The sequence below is a fragment of the Corallococcus terminator genome (genome assembly GCF_049194865.1).
GTDB classification, from domain to species: domain Bacteria; phylum Myxococcota; class Myxococcia; order Myxococcales; family Myxococcaceae; genus Myxococcus; species Myxococcus terminator_A.
Genome location: NZ_JBLZWL010000098.1, coordinates 48,663 through 70,674 on the forward strand (window position 1 = coordinate 48,663; position 22,012 = coordinate 70,674).

Consider the following 22,012-nt stretch of genomic DNA (forward strand, 5'->3'; position numbering starts at 1 on the left):
GTCACGTGACCTTCCAGAGCCTCCGTGGCTCCAGCCCCGTCAACGGCCCTCGTGATGCGCAGGTCCGGCTGGGGGCGGTGGACCTCATCATCGTGATTGCGTGCTCGCTCGGCGCCCTGGTGCTGCTCGGGCCGGGCAGGTGGGCGCCGCAAGCCATTCCCAACGCGGGGCTGTTCGCCTCCATGGCCGCAGGTCCGCTGGTGCTGCGGACGCTGGAGTCCTGGTTCCCTCGCCAGCGCTGGCTGACCGTCATCGCTGACTTCTGGCTGCTGCCCGTGGCGGTGCTGACGCACTCGTGGCTGTCGCCGGTGGTGGACACGCTCAACCCGTTCCTGCGGGACGCGCAGCTCGTGGCGGCGGACCAGCGCATGTTCGGGCTCCAGCCGGCGGTGGTGCTCTCGCACCTGGTGCCGCCCTGGCTCAACGACGTGCTGATGGTCTGCTACTACGGCCACTTCGTGTGGCCGCTGGTGCTGGGCATTGGCCTGTACCGCCGCGCGCGCGGGGCCTCGGCGGAGTTCGACGAGTACCTGTTGGGCCTGGGCCTGCTCTTCATCTTCAACTACTCGGCGTACTCGCTGGTGCCCGCGGTGGGGCCGCGCTACTTCCTCATCGACTCATTCGCCGCGCCCCTGCAGGGCACGCTGACGCCGATGCTGGACTCCATCATGCGCCGGCCGCTGTTCGGGCGGGACTGCTTCCCGTCGGGCCACACCGGCACCACGCTGGTGGTGCTGTTCTACTCGTGGCGGTTCTCCCGGAAGCTGTTCTGGGTGATGTTGCTGCCGGGCATCGGCCTCATCGTCGCGACGCTGGCCGGGCGCTTCCACTACGCCACGGACCTTCTCTGCGCGGTGCCGCTGGTGATGGTGGTGGTGGGCATGGCCGCGGCCTTGTCCCGAGCCGCTCGTCAGCGCGAGAGCGAGAGGGCCGCGCGTTCCGTCCCGGTCGACGCTATCTTGCGCCCCTGAGCCCGGTCCGGCGACTGACGCCGGCCGCCAGGAGCCCCCATGTCCAGGCCCGTGTTGTCGCAGCGCGTGTCCCGGTTCGGCACCACCGTCTTCTCGGAGTTCAGCGCCCTGGCGCAGAAGCATGGCGCCGTGAATCTGGGGCAGGGGTTCCCCGACTTCGACGGGCCGGACGCCGTGAAGGAGGCCGCCCAGAAGGCCATCCGCGACGGCGTCAACCAGTACGCCATGAGCGCGGGCGCCCGGGACTTGCGGGTGGCCATCGCCGAGCACTCCGCGCGCTTCTACGGGCAGACGGTGGACCCGGACACCATGGTGACCGTGACGAGCGGCGCCACCGAGGCCATCCTCGATGTGATTCTGGGGCTGGTGGACCCGGGTGACGAGGTGGTGGCCTTCGAGCCGTTCTACGACTCGTACGACGCCAACATCACCTTCGTCGGCGCCACCGCGCGCTGGGTGCCCCTGCGGCCCCCGGACGAGGCGCATGCGCAGTGGTGGTTCGACTGGGACGAACTGCGCGCGGCCTTCGGTCCGCGCACGCGGCTGCTCATCCTGAACACGCCACACAACCCCACGGGCAAGGTCTTCACCCGCGAGGAACTGGAGCGCATCGGCGCGCTGTGCGCCGAGCATGACGTGAAGGTGCTGTCCGACGAAGTCTACGAGCACATCACCTTCGCTCCCGCGCGCCACGTGCGGCCCGCCACGGTGCCGTCGCTCGCGGACCGGACGGTGACGGTGAGCAGCGGCGGCAAGACGTTCAGCCTCACGGGCTGGAAGGTGGGCTGGGTCATCGCGCCGCCCGCGCTCCGCGATGCGATTCAGCGCGCGCACCAGTTCGTGACCTTCGCCACGGCGTCTCCCTTCCAGGCGGCCATGGCGGCGGCGCTCCGCCTGCCGGACGCGTACTTCGAGGAACTGGCGGCGACCTACCTGGCGAGACGGGAGCGGCTGCTCGCCGGGCTGCGCGAGGCGGGGTTGCCGGCATACACGCCGGACGGCAGCTACTTCATCCTCGCGGACATCCGGGGCTTCGGCTTCGCCGACGACGTGGCCTTCTGCCGTCACCTCGTATCGGAGGTGGGCGTCGCGGCCATTCCTCCGAGTGTCTTCTATGGGCCCGAGCACCGGCACCTGGGGCACGGGCTCGCACGCTTCGCGTTCTGCAAGACGGACGCGGTGCTGGACGAGGCGGTGCGCCGCCTGCGCGCGAAGCTGTCTCCTCGACGCTGACGGTGTCATGCCTCGGGCGTGCCACTCATGCTTGGGGCCGTGCGCGTTGCGAGCCATGGACGCGGTTGCTACATCCCCTCGCAGGAGGGCGGCCCGGCACTTCCCGGCCGCCGCGTGCGTCCGTGGACTTCTTCGGCGAGCTGTACCTGCGCAGCACGTTGCCCTTCCTCTCCGAGTCCGTCACGGCGAGGGAGGTGGACTACCTGTCGCGCGTGTTCGCCGACGTCCCCGGCTCCGGGCCCGTGGTGGACCTGGGCTGCGGCCATGGTCGCCATGCCTCGCGGCTCCAGGCCTCGGGTCCCTTGGCGGGCCGCGTCATCGGCTTGGAGAAGGACGCGCTCTCGCTGGCGATGCGACGCCCCGGCTTCCCCGTGGTGCGCGGCGACTTGAGGGCCTTGCCCTTTCGGGAGGGGAGTCTGTCGGGTGCATACGCGTGGTATTCCACGCTGTTCGCCTTCACGGACGAGGAGCACGTACACATCCTCCGGGAGCTGGCGCGAGCGATGCGCCGGGGAGGGCGACTGGTGTTCCAGACGGTGCCCCACGAACGACTGGCTGCGTCACCGGGCGCCGCGTTCCAGCGTGGGCTTCCCGGCGGTGGCGTGCTGGACGAGGAGAGTCACTTCGACGTGGTGACGGGACGCGACGTGGGACGCAGAAAGCTCACGCTCCCGGACGGGCGCGTCCTCTCCGCGTCCTACGCCATTCGTTACTATCCCCTTGCGGATCTGGCCGGGCTGTTGGAAAGCACGGGGTTTTCAATCTCCTGGGTGCACGGCGGGCTCGATGGCGAGCCGCTGACGCATCTGTCTGCCGACCTGATTGTGGGAGCGGTGCTGCGAGATGGCTGAGAATTCACGAGCGCGTGGAACCCTGCTGAGCCAGCTGCCGAAGCGGGTGGACGTGTATGAAGTCGGCCCTCGGGACGGACTCCAGAACGAGCTGCGCACGCTGCCCACGAAGGACAAGGCGCGGCTCATCGACGCCCTCGTGACGGCCGGCGAGAAGCGCATCGAGGTGACGTCGTTCGTGTCACCCAAGTGGATTCCCCAGCTCGCGGACGCGGAGGAGTTGCTGCGGCTGGTGGGGCGTCGCGAGGGCGTGGTGTTCTCCGCGCTGGTGCCCAACCTCAAGGGGCTGGAGCGCGCGAAGGAGGCGGGGCTGCAGGAAGCGGCGGTGTTCATCTCCGCGTCCGAGGCCCACTCCAAGAAGAACATCAACAAGAGCATCGCCGAGGCCATGGCGGGCGCGCGTGAGGTGACGTCCGCGGCGCTCCAGGCGGGGATGCGCGTGCGCGGCTACCTGTCCACCGTGTGGGGCTGCCCCTACGAGGGCCACGTCCCGGTGGAGCGCGTGGTGGACATCTGCCGGTACCTGGTGGACGCGGGCATCTACCAGCTCAGCCTCGGCGACACGATTGGCGTGGGCACGCCCCGGCAGACGGAGGAGATCCTCGAGGCGCTCCTCAAGCACCTGCCCGTGGAGCAACTGGCGCTGCACCTCCACGACACCCGAGGCACCGCGCTCGCCAACTCGCTGGTGGGCCTGTCCGCGGGAGTGACGACCTTCGACGCGAGCATCGGCGGGCTGGGCGGCTGCCCCTATGCCCCCGGGGCCGCTGGCAACCTGGCCACCGAGGACGCCGTCTTCATGTTCCACGGCATGGGCGTGGACACCGGCATCAACCTGGACCGACTGGTGGAGGCCGGGGAGATTGCCCAGGAGCTCATCGGCCGGAAGCTCGCGGGCAAGTACCTGCAGGCCGCGCTGGGCGAGCGCGAGAAGAAGGCCTCCCGCCGCGCGCAGACCTGAGCCAACCCTGTGCGGCGTCCCCGGGCTTTCAATCGGAGGACGCCCGGGGCTGCCGATCCGCGAGAGGTAGCAAGCCTGTAATTTTTCGACAGCAGTTCCGGTGCGAGTGAGTCGCTGGTAGCCTGGGTGGCAGTCGACCCTGCTTCTACACCTGGATTTGCTTCATGACCCACTCGGTCGACGCGACGGCCCTCGCGCGACGCTCGCTGGAAATCTTCGACGAGCATCAAACCGCCCTCAACCGCCGGACGGACCGCATGTTCGCGGTGGTGATGGGACTCCAATGGTTGGGGGGACTCCTCACCGCGCTCATCTTGTCGCCACGGACGTGGGCGGGGACCGCGAGCGAAGTGCACCCCCATGTCTGGGCGGCCGGAGGGCTCGGCTTCGTGGTGGCCAGCCTCCCTGTGACGTTGATCCTGCTGCGTCCCGGGGGCGAGTCCACGCGGTTCTCCATTGGCGTGGCGCAAGCGCTGATGTCGGGGCTGCTGATCCACATCACCGATGGCCGCATCGAGACGCACTTCCACATCTTCGGCTCGTTGGCCTTCCTGGCCGTCTACCGGGACGTGCGCGTGCTGCTCGTCTACTCGGGCGTCGTGGTGGTGGACCACCTGATGCGCGGGCTGTTCTGGCCGCACTCCATCTTCGGCACGGACCTGGTGAGCGTCTGGCGTCCGCTGGAGCACGCGGGCTGGGTGCTGTTCGAGAACGTGTTCCTCATCCTGACGTGCCTGAGTGGACGGAAGGACTTGCGGGAGCTGGCCTCGCGGCAGGCCCGGCTGGAGCTGAACCAGGCACAGCTCCAGGCGAAGGTGGTGGAGCCGCTGATGGACTCCGCCCGCGAGCTGACGGAGGCGATGCTCTCCCTGACCATCACCACCGAGGACCAGCGCCGGATGTTGTCGCGACAGGCGCAGGCCCTGTCGGAGACCCAGGTGACGGCGACGGAGATTCAGCGCACGTCGGAGGAGACGTCGCGGCAGGCGGAGGCCATCCTCGCGTCCACGACGCAAGCGGGCGATGCGGGCGCCGCGGCCCAGTCGATGATTGGCAAGAGCATGCTCGGACTGGAGGGCATCCGCGCCCAGTCGTCGGAGCTGTCCGAGCAGCTCGATGAACTGGGCGCCCGGGCCCGTCAGCTCACCGCCATCGCCGCCACCGTCAAGGACCTGGCGGACCAGTCCAACATGGTGGCCCTCAACGCGGCGATTGAAGCGGCGCGCTCGGGAGAGACGGGCAGGGGGTTCGCCGTGGTCGCCACGGAGATGCGTCGGCTCGCGCGCCAGTCCCAGAAGGCCACGGGCGAGGTGCGCGTCATCCTCGACGACACGATGAAGTCCATCCAGGCGGTGATGGTCGTGAGCAAGCGGGGCTCCGAGCGGATGGCCCAGGACCTGGAGGTCGTACGAGCGTCCGGCGAGAGCCTTCGTGGACTCACCTCGATGATGGAGAGCAGCACCGACAGCGTGCGCCGCATCTCCGCGGCGGTGGGACAGCAGGCGGCGGGTGTCTCGCAGCTCTTCGGCGCGGTGAATGACCTGTCCGCGATGATGTCGGAGACCATGGACCGGCTGGATGCCGCCACCTCCGCCACAGGCGCGCTGCGCACCGTCACGGACCGCGTGCAGAACGTCATCCAGACCTACCAGCCCGAGTCACAACGCCCCTCCTGAGCCCTCGGGCCCAGGGCCGCACTTCACTCCCAGTAATCGTTCTCGGAGTGCGTCTCGTGGGGTTTCCAGAGGGGGCGGAGTCCGCGGCCCGCCCCTCTCAGGAGCACGGATTCACCGGTCGCCGATCATCGACGCCAGCTTCTCCTGGAGGCCCAGATGGGCCGCCGCGGACTCCAGCATCCGGCGCTCCTTGCGGTCGATGCGGCCATCCACCAGGGCCATCTCGACGATGTTGCGCAGGAAGACCTCGGCCTCGGGGCTGCCCCGGACGACGAGGCGTTCGAAGAGCTGCGGCCCCGCGTTGAGGGCCATCTCCACCTGGGCCCACGCGACGTCCCAGCGCTCGGCGCACAGCTTCAGCAGCTTGCGCTCGGCGGGAGTCACGGTGCCGTCGGCGGCGGCGATGGCGGCCATCATGTAGAGCAGCCGCTGGCGCTCCTGGACATCCATCACCGCATCCGTGCCGTTCCCCGGCGGGGCCACCGCGGGCGCACCACCATTCGACGGCCGAGCGGCTGGCGAGCGGGCGGGCGGCGCCCGGTAGCTGCTGGCGCCCTCGCGGACATTCCACGCCTCGAAGGGCAGCGCGGACGTGAGCACCCAGTCCCTGTCACCCGTGGCGAGCTGCGTGCCGCAGAACTCACACGCCGTGGCGGCGCTGTCGGTGAGCGGCGCGTTGCACTGGGGGCAGCGGTCCGTGGACACGCCATTCGCCGTGTTCGTCCGAGCGCCGTGCTTGCGCACCAGCGTGAAGACGAAGCGCTGGGGCAGGGTGGGGATCTGCGGCGGACGCTCGTTGACGGGGCCCACGCCCATGCGCGCGCTCCAGCGAATCTCCACGTGGGCGCGGTCATACCCGCGCGGATCCACCTCCAGCAGCCGCACGTCCACCGAGCCCACCGCGCATTCCAGGAACACCCGCCGCCGGCCCTGACGGAGCAGCCCGTCCAGCTCCGAGTTCAGCGTACTGACTGCTTCCGGCGTGGCCACCTTGGACAGGCCCTTGGTGTCGCCCCGGCTCTGCGCGTCGATCCACTTCCAGAACAGCAGCGACGCACGGTCCTCGAGGACCTCCAGGTTGAGCGCCGGGTCATCCTGGCGCGCCTGCATCAGCCCATCCACCGTCCGGTGGTAGCGCGAGTGCTCCACGCCCTGCGTTATCTCCGTGAGCGTCCAGTCGTAGTTGCCGGAGTTCACCACCGCGTTGCAGAACTCGCAGCGGTTGGCCGCGCCGCCCTTGTACGGAGCGCCGCAGTTGGGGCACTTGCCCTGGAACAGGTCCGCGCCGATGCGCGTCTGCGCGCCCGGCTTGCGCACGAAGGTCCACACCTCCGTGAAGGTCTCCATCCGGGCCTTGCGCGCGGCCTCGACTGCCTGGGCATCCGTGTCGTTCGCCGACACATCCGTGTCCCGCATCCGCGCCTGCACGCGGACCTGGATGCTGTCGAACCACTCGCTCTGCTCCAGGCCGATGAGCTGGACGTCGAGCACCTCGATGTCGGTGATGGCATCGCGCACGCCCTGCGCATCCAACAGCTTGAGCTGCACACCGAAGCGCTGCCACGTCGCGTCCGACAGGAAGGGCCGCACCGGGGTCATGTCGCGCCGGAACCAGGCCTGCTGCAGGTCCATGAACAGCCGGCGCACCTTGCCGAGCACCGGCTCCAGCTCGAACGCGGGGTCCTTCAGCTTGAGCGCGTTGACCCAGCCGGACACGTCGCGCGAGGTCACCTGGGTGCGCTGGTCCGCCTCGTACTGGTCCAACGCCTTGCGCGTGGTGGCCGTCGGGTGGAGGTTGCGCTTGTAGAGCCAGTACCCGACGCCGCAGATGACCAGCAGCGGAATCATCACCTTCGGGTAGCGGAACACCAGGCGGAACGCCTCGAAGAGGATCCAGATGGGAATCCCATCGCCGCCGCCATCGCGGTCGGAGGAGGGCCGTGTGTAGTGCTCGCCACCACCACCCCGGGCCAGGGCATCGAGCGGAATGAGGGCCAGGGCCACCAGGGGCAGAGCCGAGGGCCACCAGGAGGCCCACGGGGCGAGCTGTCGGAGCACGGTGCGCGGCGAAGGCATGAGGGGATGCTAACCGTTTCCGCCTTGCCAGACCCGCCTTCCCGCCGCACTCTGCCGCGTCCCAGAGCAGCCCGCCGGGCGGGCCCTGGAAGGGGAGCGGATATGCCGGAATTCAAGGTCGACGCACGCGGTGCCATCGAGATCTGGACCATCGACGGCGAGGGCCGCCGCAACGCCATCAGCCGCGCCATGCTCCAGGAGCTGGGCGCGCTCGTCGCTCGCGTGTCCACGGGGCACCAGGTGCGCGCCGTCGTCATCACCGGCGCGGGAGACAAGGCCTTCTGCGCGGGCGCGGACCTCAAGGAGCGCGCGGGCATGGCCGAGGACGAAGTGCGCTCGTTCCTCGACGGGCTGCGCAAGACGTTCCGCGCGATTGAAAAGAGCGACTGCGTCTTCATCGCCGCCATCAACGGCGCGGCCTTCGGCGGAGGCACCGAATTGGCGCTCGCCTGTGACTTGCGCGTGGCGGCCCCCGCGGCCGAGCTGGGCCTCACCGAGGTGAAGCTGGGCATCATCCCCGGCGGCGGCGGCACGCAGCGCCTGGCGCGACTGGTGGGCCCGGGCCGCGCCAAGGACCTCATCCTCACCGCGCGGCGCCTCAACGCGGCGGAGGCCTTCGCCGTGGGACTGGTGAACCGGCTGGCGCCCGAAGGGCACCTGCTGGAAGTGGCGCACGGGCTGGCGGAGTCGGTGGTGGACAACGCCCCCATCGCGGTGGCCACGGCCAAGCACGCCATTGACGAGGGCACGGGCCTGGAGCTGGATGACGCGCTCGCGCTGGAGCTGCGCAAGTACGAAGAGGTCCTCAAGACGGAGGACCGCCTCGAGGGCCTGCGCGCCTTCGCGGAGAAGCGCCCCCCCGTCTTCAAGGGACGCTGAGAAACACACGAAGGGCGGTGGCTCGCGACTCGCGAACCCCGCCCCCGTGACCTTCGTCGGGTCGGACCCTCGTCACCGAGTGGCCCGCGCGACGAGGCGCTAGGCGCTGGCGCTCTTCTCCGGCGCCAGGCCGATGTTCTGCTTGTTCATGTACCCCATGGCCTTGTCCTTCACCTGGGTGCGCAGGTCGTCGCCCGTCTTGGGCGTGAGCAGCAGGGCCGCCACGCCGCCCGCCACCGCTCCGATGAGGAACAGCCCCAGGCTGCCCAGCCCGGCGCGCCCCGGCTTGTAGGTCGTCAGACCCACGTGCCGCAGTGCATCATCCGGCTCGAAGTCGTCCCAGCGATCACGGGCGACGCGGGGAAGCTCGTCGAGGAGCTTGTGCGCCATCCACTTGCGGTACAGCTCGCTCTTGGCCAAACCCTTCGCCGTCCACTTCGCCTTCTTCTTCGCGAACATGCATCCCTCCTGGGCCAGTGTTGGTCGGGAACGCGCCGCGCCGCGGAGCGTCTCCTTCGAGCTTTGAAGGTAGGCAGGGGAGCCCGTGCTGGCACCCCCCAAACCCGGCGGTTCGCTCGCCAGGTCATCAGATGGACGACAAGGTGTGTCGACCCCTCGGTGAGTTAGCAGCCAGCCGTGGACCTTTCTGCTATGTCGCCCGGGCCATGTCCCACGACACGAAACTGCTCGAGAAGATCGCCCAGGTTGAGAAGGGTGGCGCGCCGAAGTACCACGCGAAGAACCAGGAGGCCGGCAAGCTGTTCGCGCGTGAGCGCATCCGCCTGCTCGTCGATGAGGGCTCCTTCGTCGAGGACGCGAAGCTCGCCAACAACCTGGACGCGGAGCTGCCCTCGGACGGTGTCGTCATCGGCCTGGGCAAGGTGGCCGGGCGCACGGTGGCCATCATGGCCAACGACTCCACGGTGAAGGCCGGGAGCTGGGGTGCCCGCACGGTGGAGAAGATTCTCCGCATCCAGGAGACGGCCCGCTCGCTGCGCTGCCCGCTGCTCTACCTGGTGGACTCCGCCGGTGCCCGCATCACCGATCAGGTGGAGATGTTCCCCGGCCGCCGAGGCGCCGGCCGCATCTTCTACAACGAGGTGCACATGTCCGGGGACGTGCCCCAGGTGTGCCTGCTCTTCGGACCCTCGGCCGCGGGTGGCGCGTACATCCCCGCGTTCTGCGACCTGGTCATCATGGTGGACGGCAACGCCTCCATGTACCTGGGCAGCCCGCGCATGGCGGAGATGGTGATTGGCGAGAAGGTGACGCTGGAGGAGATGGGCGGCGCGAAGATGCACTGCTCCATCTCCGGCTGTGGCGACGTGCTGGTGAAGTCGGAGCAGGAGGCCATCGCCGCGGCGAAGAACTACCTGAGCTACTTCCCGGAGAACTGCAGCCAGCTGCCGCCGCGCGCGGAGTCCAAGGCGCCCAAGGCCAGCGGGAAGAAGGTCGAGGAGATCGTCCCCGTCGACCAGAACAAGCCCTTCGACATGCACGCCCTCATCACCGAGCTCATCGACGAGGGGAGCTGGTTCGAGGTGAAGAAGCTCTTCGCCCAGGAGCTGATCACCGGCCTGGCCCGCATCGACGGCCGCCCGGTGGGAATCATCGCCAACCAGCCCAAGTACAAGGGCGGCGTGCTCTTCGTGGACAGCGCGGACAAGGCTGCCCGGTTCATCTGGTTGTGTGATGCCTTCAACATTCCGCTGCTCTACATGGCGGACGTGCCGGGCTTCATGATCGGCACCAAGGTGGAGCGCGCGGGCATCATCCGCTCCGGCGCGAAGATGATCTCCGCCGTGTCCGAGGCCAGCGTGCCCCGCATCTGCCTCGTCGTCCGCAAGGCGTACGGCGCGGGCCTGTACGCCATGAGCGGCCCGGGCTTCGCGCCGGAGGCCACCCTGGCGCTGCCCGGGGCGATGATCGCCGTCATGGGCCCGGAGGCGGCCGTCAACGCCGTCTACTACAACAAGATCCAAGAGCTGCCCGAGGCCGAGCGCCCCGCCTACGTCCAGAAGCTGCGCGACGAGTACAGGGCGGACGTGGACATCTACAAGCTGGCCAGCGAGCTGGTCATCGATGACATCGTCCCCGGCGAGCGCCTCCGCCACGAGCTGACCCAGCGGTACGGGCTGTACGCGTCGCGCCAGACGCCTCGGGCCGAAAAGAAGCACGGCGTCTACCCCGTTTGAGTAGAGAATCTTGCCCTGCCCGGAAGGCGCGCTGCCTTCCGGGACCCTTTGCTATAGATCCTCCCGACCATGGACTTTGAACTTCCCGAAAGTCATCGCGCCCTCCAGTCCTCCCTCCGCGACTTCTGCGAGCGCAAGGTGAAGCCCTTCGCGAGCCAGTGGGACAAGGAGGAGAAGTTCCCGATGGACGTGGTGAAGGAGCTGGGCCAGCTCGGCGTCATGGGCATCCTCGTCTCGGAGAAGTACGGCGGGGCGGACATGGACTCGCTCGCCGTGGCCGTGGCCGTGGAGGAGATCGCCCGCTACGACGGCTCGCTCGCCCTCACGGTGGCCAGCCACAACGGCCTGGGCACCAGCCACCTGCGCGTCTTCGGCAACGAGACGCAGCACGCGAAGTACCTGCCTCGGCTCGCCTCCGCGGAGGCCCTGGGCGCCTGGGGCCTGACGGAGCCCGGGTCCGGCTCGGACGCGTCCGGAATGAAGACGACGGCGGTGCGCCAGGGCAAGAACTGGGTGCTCAACGGCACCAAGATGTTCATCACCCAGGGCACCGTGGGCGACGTCTTCGTCGTCCTCGCGGTGACGTCTCCGGAGAAGCGCCAGAAGGGTGTCACGGCGTTCCTGCTGGAGAAGGGGATGCCCGGGTTCAGCCAGCGCGCCATCCACGGCAAGTTGGGCATGCGCTCGTCGGACACGGCGGAGCTGGTGCTGGAGAACGTGGAGGTCCCCGACGAGAACCGCGTCGGCGCGGTCGACCACGGCTTCATCGACACGATGAAGATCCTCGACAAGGGCCGCATCACCATCGGCGCGCTGTCGGTGGGCCTGGCCCGGGGCGCGCTGGAGGAGTCGGTGCGCTACTCCAAGGACCGCACCGCCTTCGGTCAGCCCATCTCCGAGTTCCAGGCCCTGCGCTGGATGATGGCGGACATGAAGACGGAGACGGACGCGGCGCGGCTGCTCGTCCACCGCGCGGCGCGACTGGCCGACGCGGGTCAGCCGTACTCCAAGGAGGCCTCCATGGCGAAGCTGTTCGCCTCCGAGGTCGCCATGCGCGCGGCCTCCAAGGCGGTGCAGATCCACGGGGGCTACGGCTACACCCGTGAATTCCCCGTTGAGCGCTACCTCCGCGACGCCAAATTGTGTGAAATTGGAGAGGGAACGAGCGAGATCCAACGCACCATCATCGCGAGAGAGACCTTCAAAGGGGCTTGATGGAAACGGCACGGCTGGAGGGACTCGGGCTTCAAGTACGTGAGGATGTGGCCGGCATCGAAGCGGTGCTGGACCTGGAGTCGTCGCCTCTCGTCAATCCCGTGACCAAGGCGTTCATCGCCGAGGTGACCTTCCAGGTGATGGGGGACCGGCTCATCCCCATCTCCCCGGCGGCGGTGGTGGGGCTGGCGCCCATCCTCGTCGGCGCCCTCAGCGACGTGGCGGATATCGAAGCGCTGCTGTCGGACGCCTTCAACGAGCACATCTTCCATGTCCAGCGCCGCTCGGCGGAGCTCCAGGTGCTGGGGCTGGTGCCGCGCGTGGACCAGGACACCCTGGAGCTGTCCACCGAGGTGGTGGAGGGGGACCTCACCGTCCTGCTCGCGGCGGACCGGCTGGGCAACTTCCGCATCGCCCGCGCGCAGCGGGACAAGGCTGACGTGGGCGGCGGTGCGGGGCACACGCTGGAGCTGTCGGAGTTCCGGGAGCGCGCGGCGCTGACGGGCTATCTGGCGGCGCTGCTGGGAGAGCCGGCGAGCCGCCCCCAGCCCGCGGGCGCGGGGCTGGTGCGCTTTTCGGACATCGTGGAGAAGTTTGGCGCGGAGTCGTTGGTTCCGCCCCGGAGCAGCCTGGAGCTGCTGGCGCAGTTGCAGGTGGAGGGCCGGCCGTACCGCTTCGCCGCCGCGAGGGTGGCGGGGCGCACCTTCCGGGGGCTCCTCGCGGGGGCCCAGGGCAAGGTGTGGGCGGGCCGGTTCGAGCTGGATGAATTCCCGGGCATTGCCCGGATGGTGGCGGCGCTGCTGAAAGTTCGTCCCGAGGCCGTGAGGCTGGTGGGACCGGACGCGCCTCAGGAGTGAGAGACGTCCGTGGAGAAGCTGAGTCCGTCGGAGCGGGTGGAGTTCCTGGAGAAGCGTCTGGGGCTGGGGTTCTCGCGCAGGGAGATCGCGCTCGAGGCCCTGACCCACAAGACCTACGTCAACGAGACGCGGGATAAAGATCTCAAGGACAACCAGCGGTTGGAGTTCCTGGGAGACTCGGTCGTGAACCTGGCCGTCAGCCACCGGCTGATGGAGCGCTTCCCGGGCATGCCCGAGGGCGACCTCACCAAGATGCGCGCCCGCATCGTGAACGAGGACGGCCTGGCCCGGGTGGCCCGCACCATCCCCCTGGGAGACCTGCTCCTCCTGGGCCGGGGCGAGCTCCTGTCGGGCGGCCGCGAGAAGAACTCCGTGCTGGCGGACGCGCTGGAGGCCGTCTTCGGCGCCGTCTACCTCTGCGCGGGCCTGGAGCCCGCCGTGTCGCTGGTGGACCGGTGCTTCGCGGAGCTCTTGGACGAGGTCTGCAGCGGCCAGGGGAGGCTGGACTACAAGACGCTCCTCCAGGAGATGGCGCACGAGAAGCTCAAGCTGTCGCCTCGCTACCGGGTGGTTTCGGAGGCGGGCCCGGAGCACTCGAAGGTCTTCGAGGTGGAGGTGACGCTCGGAGAGGTGCCCTTCGCCCGGGCCTCCGGCCGCAGCAAGAAGGAGGCGGAGCAGTACGCGGCGCAGGCCACTTTGGAGCGAATCAAACAGGACGCCGCCGCCGCGAGCGCCGCCCCGCCCACCCCCGAGGGAGGACCCGCCCCGGTGGAGCCTCCCACCCCGGAAGTGCCACCGGACGACACCTCGGCGTGAAACCCCTTGGTGGGGAAGGGGGTGGGGAATAAGGTGCCGCGCCCATGCGCCCCTCCTCCCCCCTCCGTCTGACGTTCGCGCTGGTGGCCTGCCTGGTGGCGGGAACCGCTGTCGCCGCGGCACCGGCGGGCAAGTGGACGAAGAAGGTGGCGGCGGGCAAGGACCTCTTCGCCACGCTCAAGACGAGCCAGGGCGACATCACCGTCCGCCTCTTCACCCAGGACGCCCCGAAGACGGTGGCGAACTTCGTGGGCCTGGCCACGGGTGAGAAGGAGTGGAGGGACCCCAAGTCCGGAGACATGTCGAAGAAGCCGCTGTACGACGGCACGGTGTTCCACCGCGTCATCCCGGGCTTCATGGTTCAGGGCGGAGACCCCACGGGCACCGGCTCGGGTGACCCGGGCTACCGCTTCGAGGACGAGTTCTACAACGGCCACACCTTCGACAAGCCGGGCCAGCTGGCCATGGCCAACCGGGGGCCGGGGACCAACGGCAGCCAGTTCTTCATCACCACCGGCGCGCCTGCGCACCTGACGAACAAGCACACGCTCTTCGGCGAGGTGGTGAAGGGCTACGACGTCGTGGAGAAGATTGGCGCCGTGGCGCGTGACAACCGGGACCGGCCGCAGACGCCGGTGGTGCTCACCCGGGTGGTGCTGAGCGACAAGGCGCCTCCAGGCGTCGTCATCCCGAAAAAGGGGCGGACGGCGGATGCCCCGGTGGCGCCGAAGCCCGAGAGAGCTCGGCCCGAGTCCCCCCAGTAGGACAGGCGGGATTCGAGGGCAGTGGACGAGAAACGGGCTCGCTGCTTCAGCGGGCCCCACCAGCAGGACGGGAGGGCAGCATGGGAATGATGGAAGAAGCCCGCGCGGGCAATGACCTTTACGCCACCTTCGACACCACGCAGGGGCAGATTGTCGTGAAGCTGTTCCCGAAGGACGCCCCGGATTCGGTGGCGAGCTTCGTGGGTCTGGCGACGGGAGAGCTCGAGTTCACCGACCCGAAGACGCAGGAGAAGACGAAGCGCCCGTTCTATGACGGCACCGTCTTCCACCGCGTCATCGACGGCTTCATGGTTCAGGGCGGCTGTCCGCTCGGCTCCGGCCGTGGCAACCCTGGCTTCAACGTGAAGGACGAGTTCCAGTCTGGCAGGAAGTTCGACAAGGTGGGCCTGCTGGCGATGGCGAACATCGGCCGGCCTCACACCAACGGCAGCCAGTTCTTCCTCACCACGTCGCTGCCGACGTACCTCAACAACAAGCACACCATCTTCGGCGAGGTCGTGAAGGGCTACGACATCGTGGAGAAGATCAGCAAGGTGGCCCGGGATGGCGATGACCGTCCCCGCACGCCCGTGACGGTCAGCAAGCTGACCATCTCGACGACCCAGCCGTAGGCTGCCCGCCTGACCACCGCCCCGGGCAGACGCCGGGGGTGGTGGTTCTGTTATAGGGCGCTGTTGGAAGTTCCCCCTCAGGGGCTCCCAGCCACATAGGGACTCCCAGACCACCTTCGAAGCAATGGCCTCTCCCAAGAACCACCGCAGCGGCTTCGCCGCGCTCATCGGACGCCCCAATGTGGGCAAGAGCACCCTGCTCAACGCGCTCACCGGTGAGAAGATCGCCATCGTCTCCGGCAAGCCGCAGACGACGCGCAACCGCATCCTCGGAGTCGTGACTCGCCCCGAAGGGCAGGTTGCCTTCCTCGACACCCCCGGCATCCACCAGGCCAAGGGGGAGCTCAACCGCTACATGGTGGAGAAGGCCCTCCAGGCGGCCGAGGAGGTGGACCTGGTCCTCTTCCTCATCGAGCCTCCCGCTGGCGAGAAGCTCGAGGTCAGCCCCGGCAACCGCATCATCCTCGAGCGACTCCAGAAGCTGGGCAAGCCCACCTTCCTGGTCATCAACAAGATCGACTCCATCACCAAGGCGGCCATCCTTCCGCTCATCGACCTGTACCGCCAGGAGTTCCCCTTCGCGGAGGTGGTCCCCATCTCCGCGCGCGAGAAGGACGGGGTGGAGCGCCTGTTCAACACGGTGCTGAGCCACCTGCCGGAAGGAGAGAACCTCTTCGACGAGGACATGCTCACGGACCAGCAGGAGCGGACGCTGGTGAGCGAGTACATCCGCGAGCAGGTGCTGCGTCACTGCCGCCAGGAGATCCCGTACTCCACCGCGGTGATGGTGGACATCTTCGACGAGTCCGAGCGCGAGCCCCGGCCAGGAACTCCTCCGGGCCAGCTGGGCGGACTCATCCGCATCGCCGCCTCCATCTTCGTGGAGCGCGACAGCCAGAAGGCCATCATCATCGGAAAACAGGGGCAGATGCTGAAGACGATTGGCACGGACGCGCGCAAGTCCGTGCAACGCCTGCTGGGCGCGCATGTGTACCTGGACCTGCGCGTCCGGGTGGAGCCGCGCTGGAGCGAGCGCCCCGAAGGCCTCAAGAAGCTGGGATACGACTGAGATGAAGCCCCTGGTAGCCATTGTCGGACGCCCCAACGTGGGCAAGAGCACGCTGTTCAACCGCCTCATCGGCCGTCGCCTCGCGTTGGTGGAGGACCAGCCGGGAGTGACGCGGGATCGCCACTACGCGGACGCGGAGTGGGGTGGACGCGCGTTCACCTTCATCGACACCGGCGGCTTCGTCCCCGGCGAGAAGGACTCGCTGCTCACGCAGGTGCGCGAGCAGGCGCAGCTCGCCGTGGAGGAGTGTGACGTCATCATCTTCGTCACCGACGGCCGGGAGGGCGTGACGGGCGCCGACGAAGCGGTGGCCAAGTACCTGCGCAAGAGCGGCAAGCCGGTGATTGTCGCGGTGAACAAGCTGGACACCACCAGCGGGCAGATGCAGTCGCTGACCGCGGACTTCTACAAGATGGGCCTGGGCGAGGTGCACGCGATGTCCGCGGAGCACGGCCTGGGCGTGCCCGGCCTGTTCGACGAAGTCGTCGAGAGGCTGCCGCCCAAGCAGGAGGGCGAGGACGCCGAGGCTCCGCCGGACGACGGCATCATCCGCGTGGCCATCATCGGCCGGCCCAACGTGGGCAAGAGCACCCTGGTCAACGCCATCCTGAAGGAGAAGCGGGTGGTGGCCAGCGAGATTCCGGGGACGACGCGAGACCCCATCGACTCGCCGCTGACGTACAAGGACCGCAAGCTGCTCCTCACGGACACCGCGGGCATCCGGCGCAAGAAGACCATTGCCCATCAGATCGAGAAGTACTCGGTCATCGCGGCGCTCAAGACGATGGAGCGCAGCGACGTGGCGGTGCTGCTGATGGACGCCACGGAGCCCGCGGTGGACCAGGACGCGAAGCTGGCGGGCCTGGCCGAGGAGCGTGGCCGGGCGCTGGTCATCGTGGTGAACAAGTGGGACCTGATCGACGCGGATCAGCGCCGCCAGGAGGCGTTCCGGGAGTCGCTCCGGCACTCGCTGAAGTTCGTGGGCTACGCGCCCATCATCTTCACGTCCGCGCTGACGGGCTCCAAGGTGGAGAAGGTCATGGACGCGGCGGTGGAGCTGGCCGAGCAGTTCCGGTTCCGGGCGCCCACGCCCCAGCTCAACCGGCTCCTGGAGTACATGGTGGACAACCACCCGGCGCCCATCGTCCGGAGCAAGCCGCTGCGCCTGTACTACATCACCCAGGTGACGTCGGCGCCCCCGACCTTCGCGCTCACGTGCAACCATCCGGAGGGCGTGCCGGACATGTACAAGCGGTACATCACCAATCAGCTCCGGAAGACCTTCGACCTGCGCGTGCCCATCCGGTTGGTGTTCCGGGACAGGCCTGGACAGGCGAAGCGGGCGGCTCGAAAGAGGCCGACCCATCAGGGGAAGCACTGAAGCGTCCGTGCGTTGACACTCGCGGCGCGCGCTCCGTACAGTGCGCCGCTCTTCCGCTCTCCGACAGGGTAGAGCACCGAAGCGCAGAGAGAGGTTGACCGACGTGGCTGGAACCAAGACCGAGAAGATTCGCCAGCAGGAGCTTCGTCAGCCGGACACCTTCCAGAAGGTCGGCGCTGACGCGCGTGACTGGCTCATCCAGCGGCAGAAGCTCATCGGCATCGCCGTGGCCGTCCTCATCCTGGGTGGCATCGGCGTGGCCATCGCCAGCGAGCTGTCCCGGCGCGGTGAGGAGAAGGCGTCCCAGGCCCTGGGCCAGGCGCTCGCCGTCCTGGATCGTCCCGTGGAAGGCGTGCAGCCCGCGCAGCCCGGTGACACCGAGACGCCCTTCAAGAACCTGAAGGAGCGCGACGAGGCGCTGGTGACGTCGCTGACGGACTTCCGCAAGAACCATGGCGGGACGCGCTCGGCGACGACGGCCGCGCTGTCGCTCGGCGAGGCGCAGTTCCGCCTGGGCCGCTTCGCGGACGCGCAGACCTCGTTCAGCGACTTCCTGAAGGGCGCCGCCCAGAACGATCCGCTCCGCGCGGGCGCGCTGGAGGGCCAGGGCTACGCCTTCGAGGCGGAGAAGAAGTTCGACGAGGCCATCAAGGCCTTCGAGCAGATGGGCGCGGCCGGCGGTGGCGAGTTCCTGGCGGGCATGGGCGACTACCACAAGGGCCGGATGCTCATCGCGCAGGACAAGAAGGAAGACGCCGCGGCCGTGTTGTCGAAGGTGTCGACGGACCACGCGAATTCGGCGGCGGCGCGTCTGTCCAGCGAGCGGCTGGCGGTGCTGGCCTCGCAGGGCGTGAAGATCCCGGCCCCGGCGCCCGCGCCGGCCGCCGTCACTGACGCGGGGTAGCGCGCACGCTATGAAGAAGCAGCTCGTAAGCTGGAGGCATTGGCTGGGGAGTGCCGTGGCGGTCGGTCTCCTGAGCGGTTGCAGTACCCTGCCGCGCTACGGCAATCCGGAACTGCCCCGTACGGAGCAGGCGCCTCCGGTGGACTACTTCTCCGTGGACTGGTGGGCACCGCTGGTGCAGCCCACCCTCATGGAGTACTCGCCGCGCGAGCTGGCCTCGCCGGCGTTTGACGCTCGGAGCAAGACGGTCATCGCCCTGACTCGGGATGGCTACGTCCGCGGCGTGGGTCCGGATGGACAGATCAAGTGGTCCAAGCGCACGAGCACGCGCTTCGCGGCCGGCGCCCAGGTGAGCGACGGCGTGGCCTTCATCCCTGGTGGTGACGGCACGCTGTACGCGCTGGACGCCGCCACGGGCGAGCAGAAGTGGCAGTACGCCGCGGGCGAGTCCCTGGCCACGGTGCCCGTGATTGCCGAGGGCCTGGTGCTGGTGGCCTCGGAGAGCGACACCCTGTACGCGGTGAAGGCGGATGACGGGGTCTGGGCCTGGCAGTACCGCAGGGATCCTCCGTCGGGCTTCACGGTGCGGGGCGCGTCGTCGCCGCTGGTTCGCGACGGCAACGTCTACGTGGGCTTCTCCGACGGCTACGTCGTCTCGCTGAACATGAAGGATGGCGGCGCCAACTGGGAGAAGTCCCTGTCTGGCAGCGGCTCCGAGTTCCTGGACGTGGACACCACGCCCGCGCTGGACGACCACGGGCAGCTCTACGTCGCGTCGTACAAGAACGGCCTCTTCGCGCTCGAGGCGGAGTCCGGAGATCTGGTCTGGACGAGCGCGGTGGGTGGCCTGACGTCCCTGCTGGCGAAGGGGCAGATGCTCTTCACCGTGGGCGACGGCCGGGTGGACGCCTATCTGGCGGAAGACGGACGGCTCCTCTGGTCGTACCCCCTGGGCGAAAGGGCCGGACAGACGCCGGTGTTCGCCAAGGGAATGCTGATTGTCCCCATCCAGCGCTCGCTGCTGTTCCTGGACCCGAAGACGGGGCAGGCGCGCGTGTCGTGGAACCCGGGTGACGGCATCTCCGCGACGCCGTTCGTGGCGGGCTCGAAGCTGTTCGTGCTCTCCAACAACGGCTGGCTCTACTCGCTGCAGTTCAACGGGATGAAGGGTTGACGACGGTGGCGACCCGGACGGTCCGCGTGGTGGCGGCGCTGATTCCAGGTCGCCTCGATGCCCAGCGCTTCCTGGTGCAGCAGCGGCTTCCGGGTGGGAGCCGCGCGCTCCTGTGGGAGTTCCCTGGCGGCAAGGTGGAGGCCGGGGAGACGGACGAGGCCGCGCTCGCGCGGGAGTGCCGCGAGGAGCTGGATGTGGAGCTCACCGTGGGCCGCCGGATGTGGGAAGGCCGCCACGAGTACCCGGACCTGACGGTGGAGCTGGTGCTCTACGGGGCTCGAATCGCCTCGGGTGAGCCGAAGCCGCTGGGCGCGCATGCGCTCGAGTTCCGGACGCCCTCGGAGATGCAGTCACTGCCGTTCTGCGAGGCGGACATTCCGCTCCTGGAGGAGCTGGTGGCGGGAAGGCTGGGCGCGCTCGATTGATGCTTCAGCGGACGTTCCAGCACATCCCCGGCGTGGGGCCCTGGCGCGAGAAGGACCTCTGGGCACGGGGCTTCAAGACGTGGGACGACTACCCCGCGGCCGGCGAAGGGATTGCCATCACCCGGAAGACGGACGACATCGCCCGGGAGCGGCTCGCGCAAGGCCGTGAGGCGCTGGAGCGGCGGGATTTGCGCCGGCTGGCGGAGCTGATTCCGTCCCGTGAGCACTGGCGGCTGTATCCCGAGTTCCACCAGGACGCCGTCTACTTCGACATCGAGACGGATGGCCGCGAGGCGCAGGCGCCCACGGTGGTGAGCCTGTTCGATTCGACGGGCCTGCACGTGTTCATCCAGGGCCGGAACATGGACGCGCTGCCGGAGGCGATGGCGGCGCGGCGGCTGTGGGTGACGTTCAATGGGTCCACGTTCGACGTGCCGGTGCTGCGCAACTACTTCGGCGCCGGGCGGTTTCCGGTGCCGGACGCGCACATCGATCTGCGCTTCGTCACGCGGCGGTTGGGGTTGGGCGGCGGGCTGAAGGAGATCGAGGGGAAGATTGGCGCCGAGCGTCCGCAGCACATGAAGGGCGTCAACGGCTACGACGCGGTGCTGCTGTGGCGGGCCTATACGCGGCGCGGTGACGTGGAGGCGCTGCGCTTCCTGGTGGAATACAACCTCTACGACTCCTTCCAGCTCCGGACGTTGATGGACGTGGCCTACAACCGTGGCGCGGACGACCTGAACCAGGACGTGCCCCGGCTGCCCGTGTTCGAGCGTGGCGAAGTGCTCTACGACGTGAGCCGCATCCTCCTGGAGCTGGGGCCCACGGAGCGGGATGTGGAGACGCTCGCGCGCGTAAGGGCCGAGGAACAGAGTCCCTGAGCCAGGCGGGCAGGGTGGCGCACCGATTCGGCCCCCTGGGACTCTCTTCCGGTGAACAACCGGGCGCCGGTACCGCATGTCGCCCGTGGAATGCGTCCGGGAGTCGTTTGTAGGGTTGAGTCGAGACGACCCCGAGACGGAGGACGCACCCATGAGCGACCCGATGGACCCGACGCAGAGCCCCGAGGCGCCCAAGAGCGGCTCGGCGGGAAAGAAGGCCGCGTTGGCTGGCGGCGCGCTGGTGGCGGTCGGCGTGGGTGTGGCCGTGGCGTTGGGCGTCTTCCGGAAGGAGCCTCCGCCCGTCGTCGCCGAGGCTCCCAAGGTCGTGGACGCCGGCGTGGCCGCGCCGCCAGCGCCGACGGCTTCGCTTCCGGAGAGCGACGGTCGCGTCCGAGAGATGGCGAGCCGGATATCGGAGGAGGCGGAGCTGCAGCGCTGGCTTCAGGAGAAGGATCTGGTGCGCCGGGTGACGGCGGCCGTGAACAACGTCGCGGAGGGCGCGAGCCCTCGGATGGTGCTGGGCTTCATGGGTCCGGCCGACAAGTTCCAGGTCGTCGAGGGCAAGGGCAAGGCGGTGACCATCGACCCGCGAAGCCACGCTCGCTACGACCTGGTCGCGCGAGTGATCGGCACGTTCGACGCGCAGGTCGCCAAGAGCATGTACCGTGACTTGAAGCCGCTCATCGACCAGGCGCATGGCGAGATTGCTCCGCCGGGCCAGACCTTCGATTCGACGCTGAGCCGAGCCATTCAGCATCTGCTCGCGGTTCCGGTGCCGGAGGGCGCGCTGGAGGTCCAGCCGCAAGGGGCGCTCTATGTCTATGCGTCACCGGAGCTGGAGGGTCTGAGCCGGGCGCAGAAGCACTTGCTACGGATGGGGCCTCAGAACATTCGGGTCATCCAGGCGAAGCTCCGGGAGTTCAACAGCGCGCTGGGGCTTCCTTCGGTGGCCGCCGAGGGCCCGTAGTCCGGAGGCCTGAATGTTCATGGGAGGCCCGGGACGGGCCCCTGAATATTCGGGCGCGGCGCCGGAATGTTCATGCCGGCCCAGG

The 22,012-nt window shown here is 68.7% G+C and carries 20 protein-coding genes and 1 pseudogene; 19 read left to right on the plus strand and 2 right to left on the minus strand.

Annotation, left to right across the window (positions count from 1 at the left end):
- The first annotated feature begins 5 nt into the window (after positions 1-5).
- The 5 genes from ACN469_RS30235 (at position 6) to ACN469_RS30255 (ending at position 5,692) form a co-directional block, all read left to right on the plus strand.
- Positions 6-971: a phosphatase PAP2 family protein gene (locus ACN469_RS30235; RefSeq protein ID WP_498773484.1), complete on the plus strand. Its 966-nt coding sequence runs from the start codon at positions 6-8 to the stop codon at positions 969-971.
- Between the two features lie 39 nt (positions 972-1,010).
- Positions 1,011-2,204: a methionine aminotransferase gene (locus tag ACN469_RS30240; RefSeq protein WP_498773431.1), complete on the plus strand. Its 1,194-nt coding sequence runs from the start codon at positions 1,011-1,013 to the stop codon at positions 2,202-2,204.
- Positions 2,205-2,326: 122 nt separating this feature from the next.
- Positions 2,327-3,055: a class I SAM-dependent methyltransferase gene (locus ACN469_RS30245; protein ID WP_498773433.1), complete on the plus strand. Its 729-nt coding sequence runs from the start codon at positions 2,327-2,329 to the stop codon at positions 3,053-3,055.
- On the plus strand, positions 3,048-4,016 hold the full coding sequence (locus ACN469_RS30250) for a hydroxymethylglutaryl-CoA lyase (protein WP_498773435.1): 969 nt from the start codon (positions 3,048-3,050) through the stop codon (positions 4,014-4,016). The genes ACN469_RS30245 and ACN469_RS30250 overlap by 8 nt, the downstream gene beginning before the upstream one ends.
- 164 nt (positions 4,017-4,180) lie before the next feature.
- Positions 4,181-5,692 (plus strand): methyl-accepting chemotaxis protein, encoded by a 1,512-nt coding sequence (locus tag ACN469_RS30255; RefSeq protein WP_498773437.1) that lies wholly within the window; start codon positions 4,181-4,183, stop codon positions 5,690-5,692.
- Between the two features lie 111 nt (positions 5,693-5,803).
- Here ACN469_RS30255 and ACN469_RS30260 read toward each other — a convergent pair whose 3' ends face one another.
- Positions 5,804-7,768 (minus strand): TIM44-like domain-containing protein, encoded by a 1,965-nt coding sequence (locus ACN469_RS30260; protein ID WP_498773439.1) that lies wholly within the window; start codon positions 7,766-7,768, stop codon positions 5,804-5,806.
- A 102-nt stretch (positions 7,769-7,870) separates the two neighbouring features.
- On the opposite strand from ACN469_RS30260, the gene ACN469_RS30265 reads away from it, so the two are divergent.
- On the plus strand, positions 7,871-8,647 hold the full coding sequence (locus tag ACN469_RS30265) for an enoyl-CoA hydratase-related protein (protein WP_498773441.1): 777 nt from the start codon (positions 7,871-7,873) through the stop codon (positions 8,645-8,647).
- Positions 8,648-8,746: 99 nt separating this feature from the next.
- Here ACN469_RS30265 and ACN469_RS30270 read toward each other — a convergent pair whose 3' ends face one another.
- Positions 8,747-9,106 carry a YtxH domain-containing protein gene (locus ACN469_RS30270; RefSeq protein WP_498773443.1) on the minus strand — a complete coding sequence of 120 codons (360 nt, stop codon included), beginning with the start codon at positions 9,104-9,106 and terminating at the stop codon, positions 8,747-8,749.
- Between the two features lie 206 nt (positions 9,107-9,312).
- Here ACN469_RS30270 and ACN469_RS30275 point away from each other — a divergent pair, with 206 nt between their 5' ends.
- The 13 genes and pseudogenes from ACN469_RS30275 (at position 9,313) to ACN469_RS30335 (ending at position 21,927) form a co-directional block, all read left to right on the plus strand.
- Positions 9,313-10,842, plus strand: a complete 1,530-nt coding sequence (locus tag ACN469_RS30275; RefSeq protein WP_498773445.1) for an acyl-CoA carboxylase subunit beta — start codon at positions 9,313-9,315, stop codon at positions 10,840-10,842.
- 69 nt (positions 10,843-10,911) lie between these two features.
- Positions 10,912-12,057, plus strand: a complete 1,146-nt coding sequence (locus ACN469_RS30280; protein WP_498773447.1) for an acyl-CoA dehydrogenase family protein — start codon at positions 10,912-10,914, stop codon at positions 12,055-12,057.
- Positions 12,057-12,914 carry a hypothetical protein gene (locus ACN469_RS30285; RefSeq protein WP_498773449.1) on the plus strand — a complete coding sequence of 286 codons (858 nt, stop codon included), beginning with the start codon at positions 12,057-12,059 and terminating at the stop codon, positions 12,912-12,914. Before ACN469_RS30280 ends, ACN469_RS30285 begins: the two co-directional genes overlap by 1 nt.
- Before the next feature lie 9 nt (positions 12,915-12,923).
- Positions 12,924-13,680, plus strand: a pseudogene (gene rnc, locus ACN469_RS30290) (ribonuclease III); the annotation flags it as partial.
- A 94-nt stretch (positions 13,681-13,774) separates the two neighbouring features.
- Complete coding sequence (locus ACN469_RS30295; protein WP_498773451.1) at positions 13,775-14,494, plus strand: peptidylprolyl isomerase; 720 nt, start codon at positions 13,775-13,777, stop codon at positions 14,492-14,494.
- An 80-nt stretch (positions 14,495-14,574) separates the two neighbouring features.
- Positions 14,575-15,126, plus strand: a complete 552-nt coding sequence (locus tag ACN469_RS30300; protein WP_498773453.1) for a peptidylprolyl isomerase — start codon at positions 14,575-14,577, stop codon at positions 15,124-15,126.
- Positions 15,127-15,250: 124 nt separating this feature from the next.
- The gene (gene era / locus ACN469_RS30305; RefSeq protein ID WP_498773455.1) at positions 15,251-16,195 is read left to right on the plus strand and encodes a GTPase Era; all 945 of its coding nucleotides are present in this window, start codon (positions 15,251-15,253) and stop codon (positions 16,193-16,195) included.
- A 1-nt stretch (position 16,196) separates the two neighbouring features.
- Positions 16,197-17,576, plus strand: a complete 1,380-nt coding sequence (gene der, locus ACN469_RS30310) for a ribosome biogenesis GTPase Der (RefSeq protein ID WP_498773457.1) — start codon at positions 16,197-16,199, stop codon at positions 17,574-17,576.
- A gap of 103 nt (positions 17,577-17,679) precedes the next feature.
- Positions 17,680-18,480, plus strand: a complete 801-nt coding sequence (locus tag ACN469_RS30315; protein ID WP_498773459.1) for a tetratricopeptide repeat protein — start codon at positions 17,680-17,682, stop codon at positions 18,478-18,480.
- A 55-nt stretch (positions 18,481-18,535) separates the two neighbouring features.
- On the plus strand, positions 18,536-19,654 hold the full coding sequence (locus ACN469_RS30320; RefSeq protein WP_498773461.1) for an outer membrane protein assembly factor BamB family protein: 1,119 nt from the start codon (positions 18,536-18,538) through the stop codon (positions 19,652-19,654).
- Positions 19,651-20,079, plus strand: coding sequence for a (deoxy)nucleoside triphosphate pyrophosphohydrolase (locus ACN469_RS30325; RefSeq protein ID WP_498773463.1), 429 nt, complete (start codon positions 19,651-19,653; stop codon positions 20,077-20,079). The genes ACN469_RS30320 and ACN469_RS30325 overlap by 4 nt, the downstream gene beginning before the upstream one ends.
- A complete protein-coding gene (locus tag ACN469_RS30330) occupies positions 20,079-20,960 on the plus strand; it encodes a ribonuclease H-like domain-containing protein (RefSeq protein ID WP_498773465.1) in 882 nt (293 codons plus the stop codon). Before ACN469_RS30325 ends, ACN469_RS30330 begins: the two co-directional genes overlap by 1 nt.
- Positions 20,961-21,111: 151 nt before the next feature.
- On the plus strand, positions 21,112-21,927 hold the full coding sequence (locus tag ACN469_RS30335) for a DUF3014 domain-containing protein (protein WP_498773467.1): 816 nt from the start codon (positions 21,112-21,114) through the stop codon (positions 21,925-21,927).
- The last annotated feature ends 85 nt before the right edge of the window (positions 21,928-22,012 follow it).

Coding starts and splice junctions, on each gene's coding strand:
- ACN469_RS30250 (WP_498773435.1), top strand. CDS start 3,048: ATGGCTGAGAATTCACGAGCGCGTGGAACCCTGCTGAGCCAGCTGCCG.
- der (WP_498773457.1), top strand. CDS start 16,197: ATGAAGCCCCTGGTAGCCATTGTCGGACGCCCCAACGTGGGCAAGAGC.
- ACN469_RS30335 (WP_498773467.1), top strand. CDS start 21,112: ATGAGCGACCCGATGGACCCGACGCAGAGCCCCGAGGCGCCCAAGAGC.
- ACN469_RS30295 (WP_498773451.1), top strand. CDS start 13,775: ATGCGCCCCTCCTCCCCCCTCCGTCTGACGTTCGCGCTGGTGGCCTGC.
- ACN469_RS30330 (WP_498773465.1), top strand. CDS start 20,079: ATGCTTCAGCGGACGTTCCAGCACATCCCCGGCGTGGGGCCCTGGCGC.
- ACN469_RS30285 (WP_498773449.1), top strand. CDS start 12,057: ATGGAAACGGCACGGCTGGAGGGACTCGGGCTTCAAGTACGTGAGGAT.
- ACN469_RS30260 (WP_498773439.1), bottom strand. CDS start 7,768: ATGCCTTCGCCGCGCACCGTGCTCCGACAGCTCGCCCCGTGGGCCTCC.
- ACN469_RS30280 (WP_498773447.1), top strand. CDS start 10,912: ATGGACTTTGAACTTCCCGAAAGTCATCGCGCCCTCCAGTCCTCCCTC.
- ACN469_RS30275 (WP_498773445.1), top strand. CDS start 9,313: ATGTCCCACGACACGAAACTGCTCGAGAAGATCGCCCAGGTTGAGAAG.
- ACN469_RS30240 (WP_498773431.1), top strand. CDS start 1,011: ATGTCCAGGCCCGTGTTGTCGCAGCGCGTGTCCCGGTTCGGCACCACC.
- ACN469_RS30270 (WP_498773443.1), bottom strand. CDS start 9,106: ATGTTCGCGAAGAAGAAGGCGAAGTGGACGGCGAAGGGTTTGGCCAAG.
- ACN469_RS30300 (WP_498773453.1), top strand. CDS start 14,575: ATGGGAATGATGGAAGAAGCCCGCGCGGGCAATGACCTTTACGCCACC.
- ACN469_RS30265 (WP_498773441.1), top strand. CDS start 7,871: ATGCCGGAATTCAAGGTCGACGCACGCGGTGCCATCGAGATCTGGACC.
- era (WP_498773455.1), top strand. CDS start 15,251: ATGGCCTCTCCCAAGAACCACCGCAGCGGCTTCGCCGCGCTCATCGGA.
- ACN469_RS30255 (WP_498773437.1), top strand. CDS start 4,181: ATGACCCACTCGGTCGACGCGACGGCCCTCGCGCGACGCTCGCTGGAA.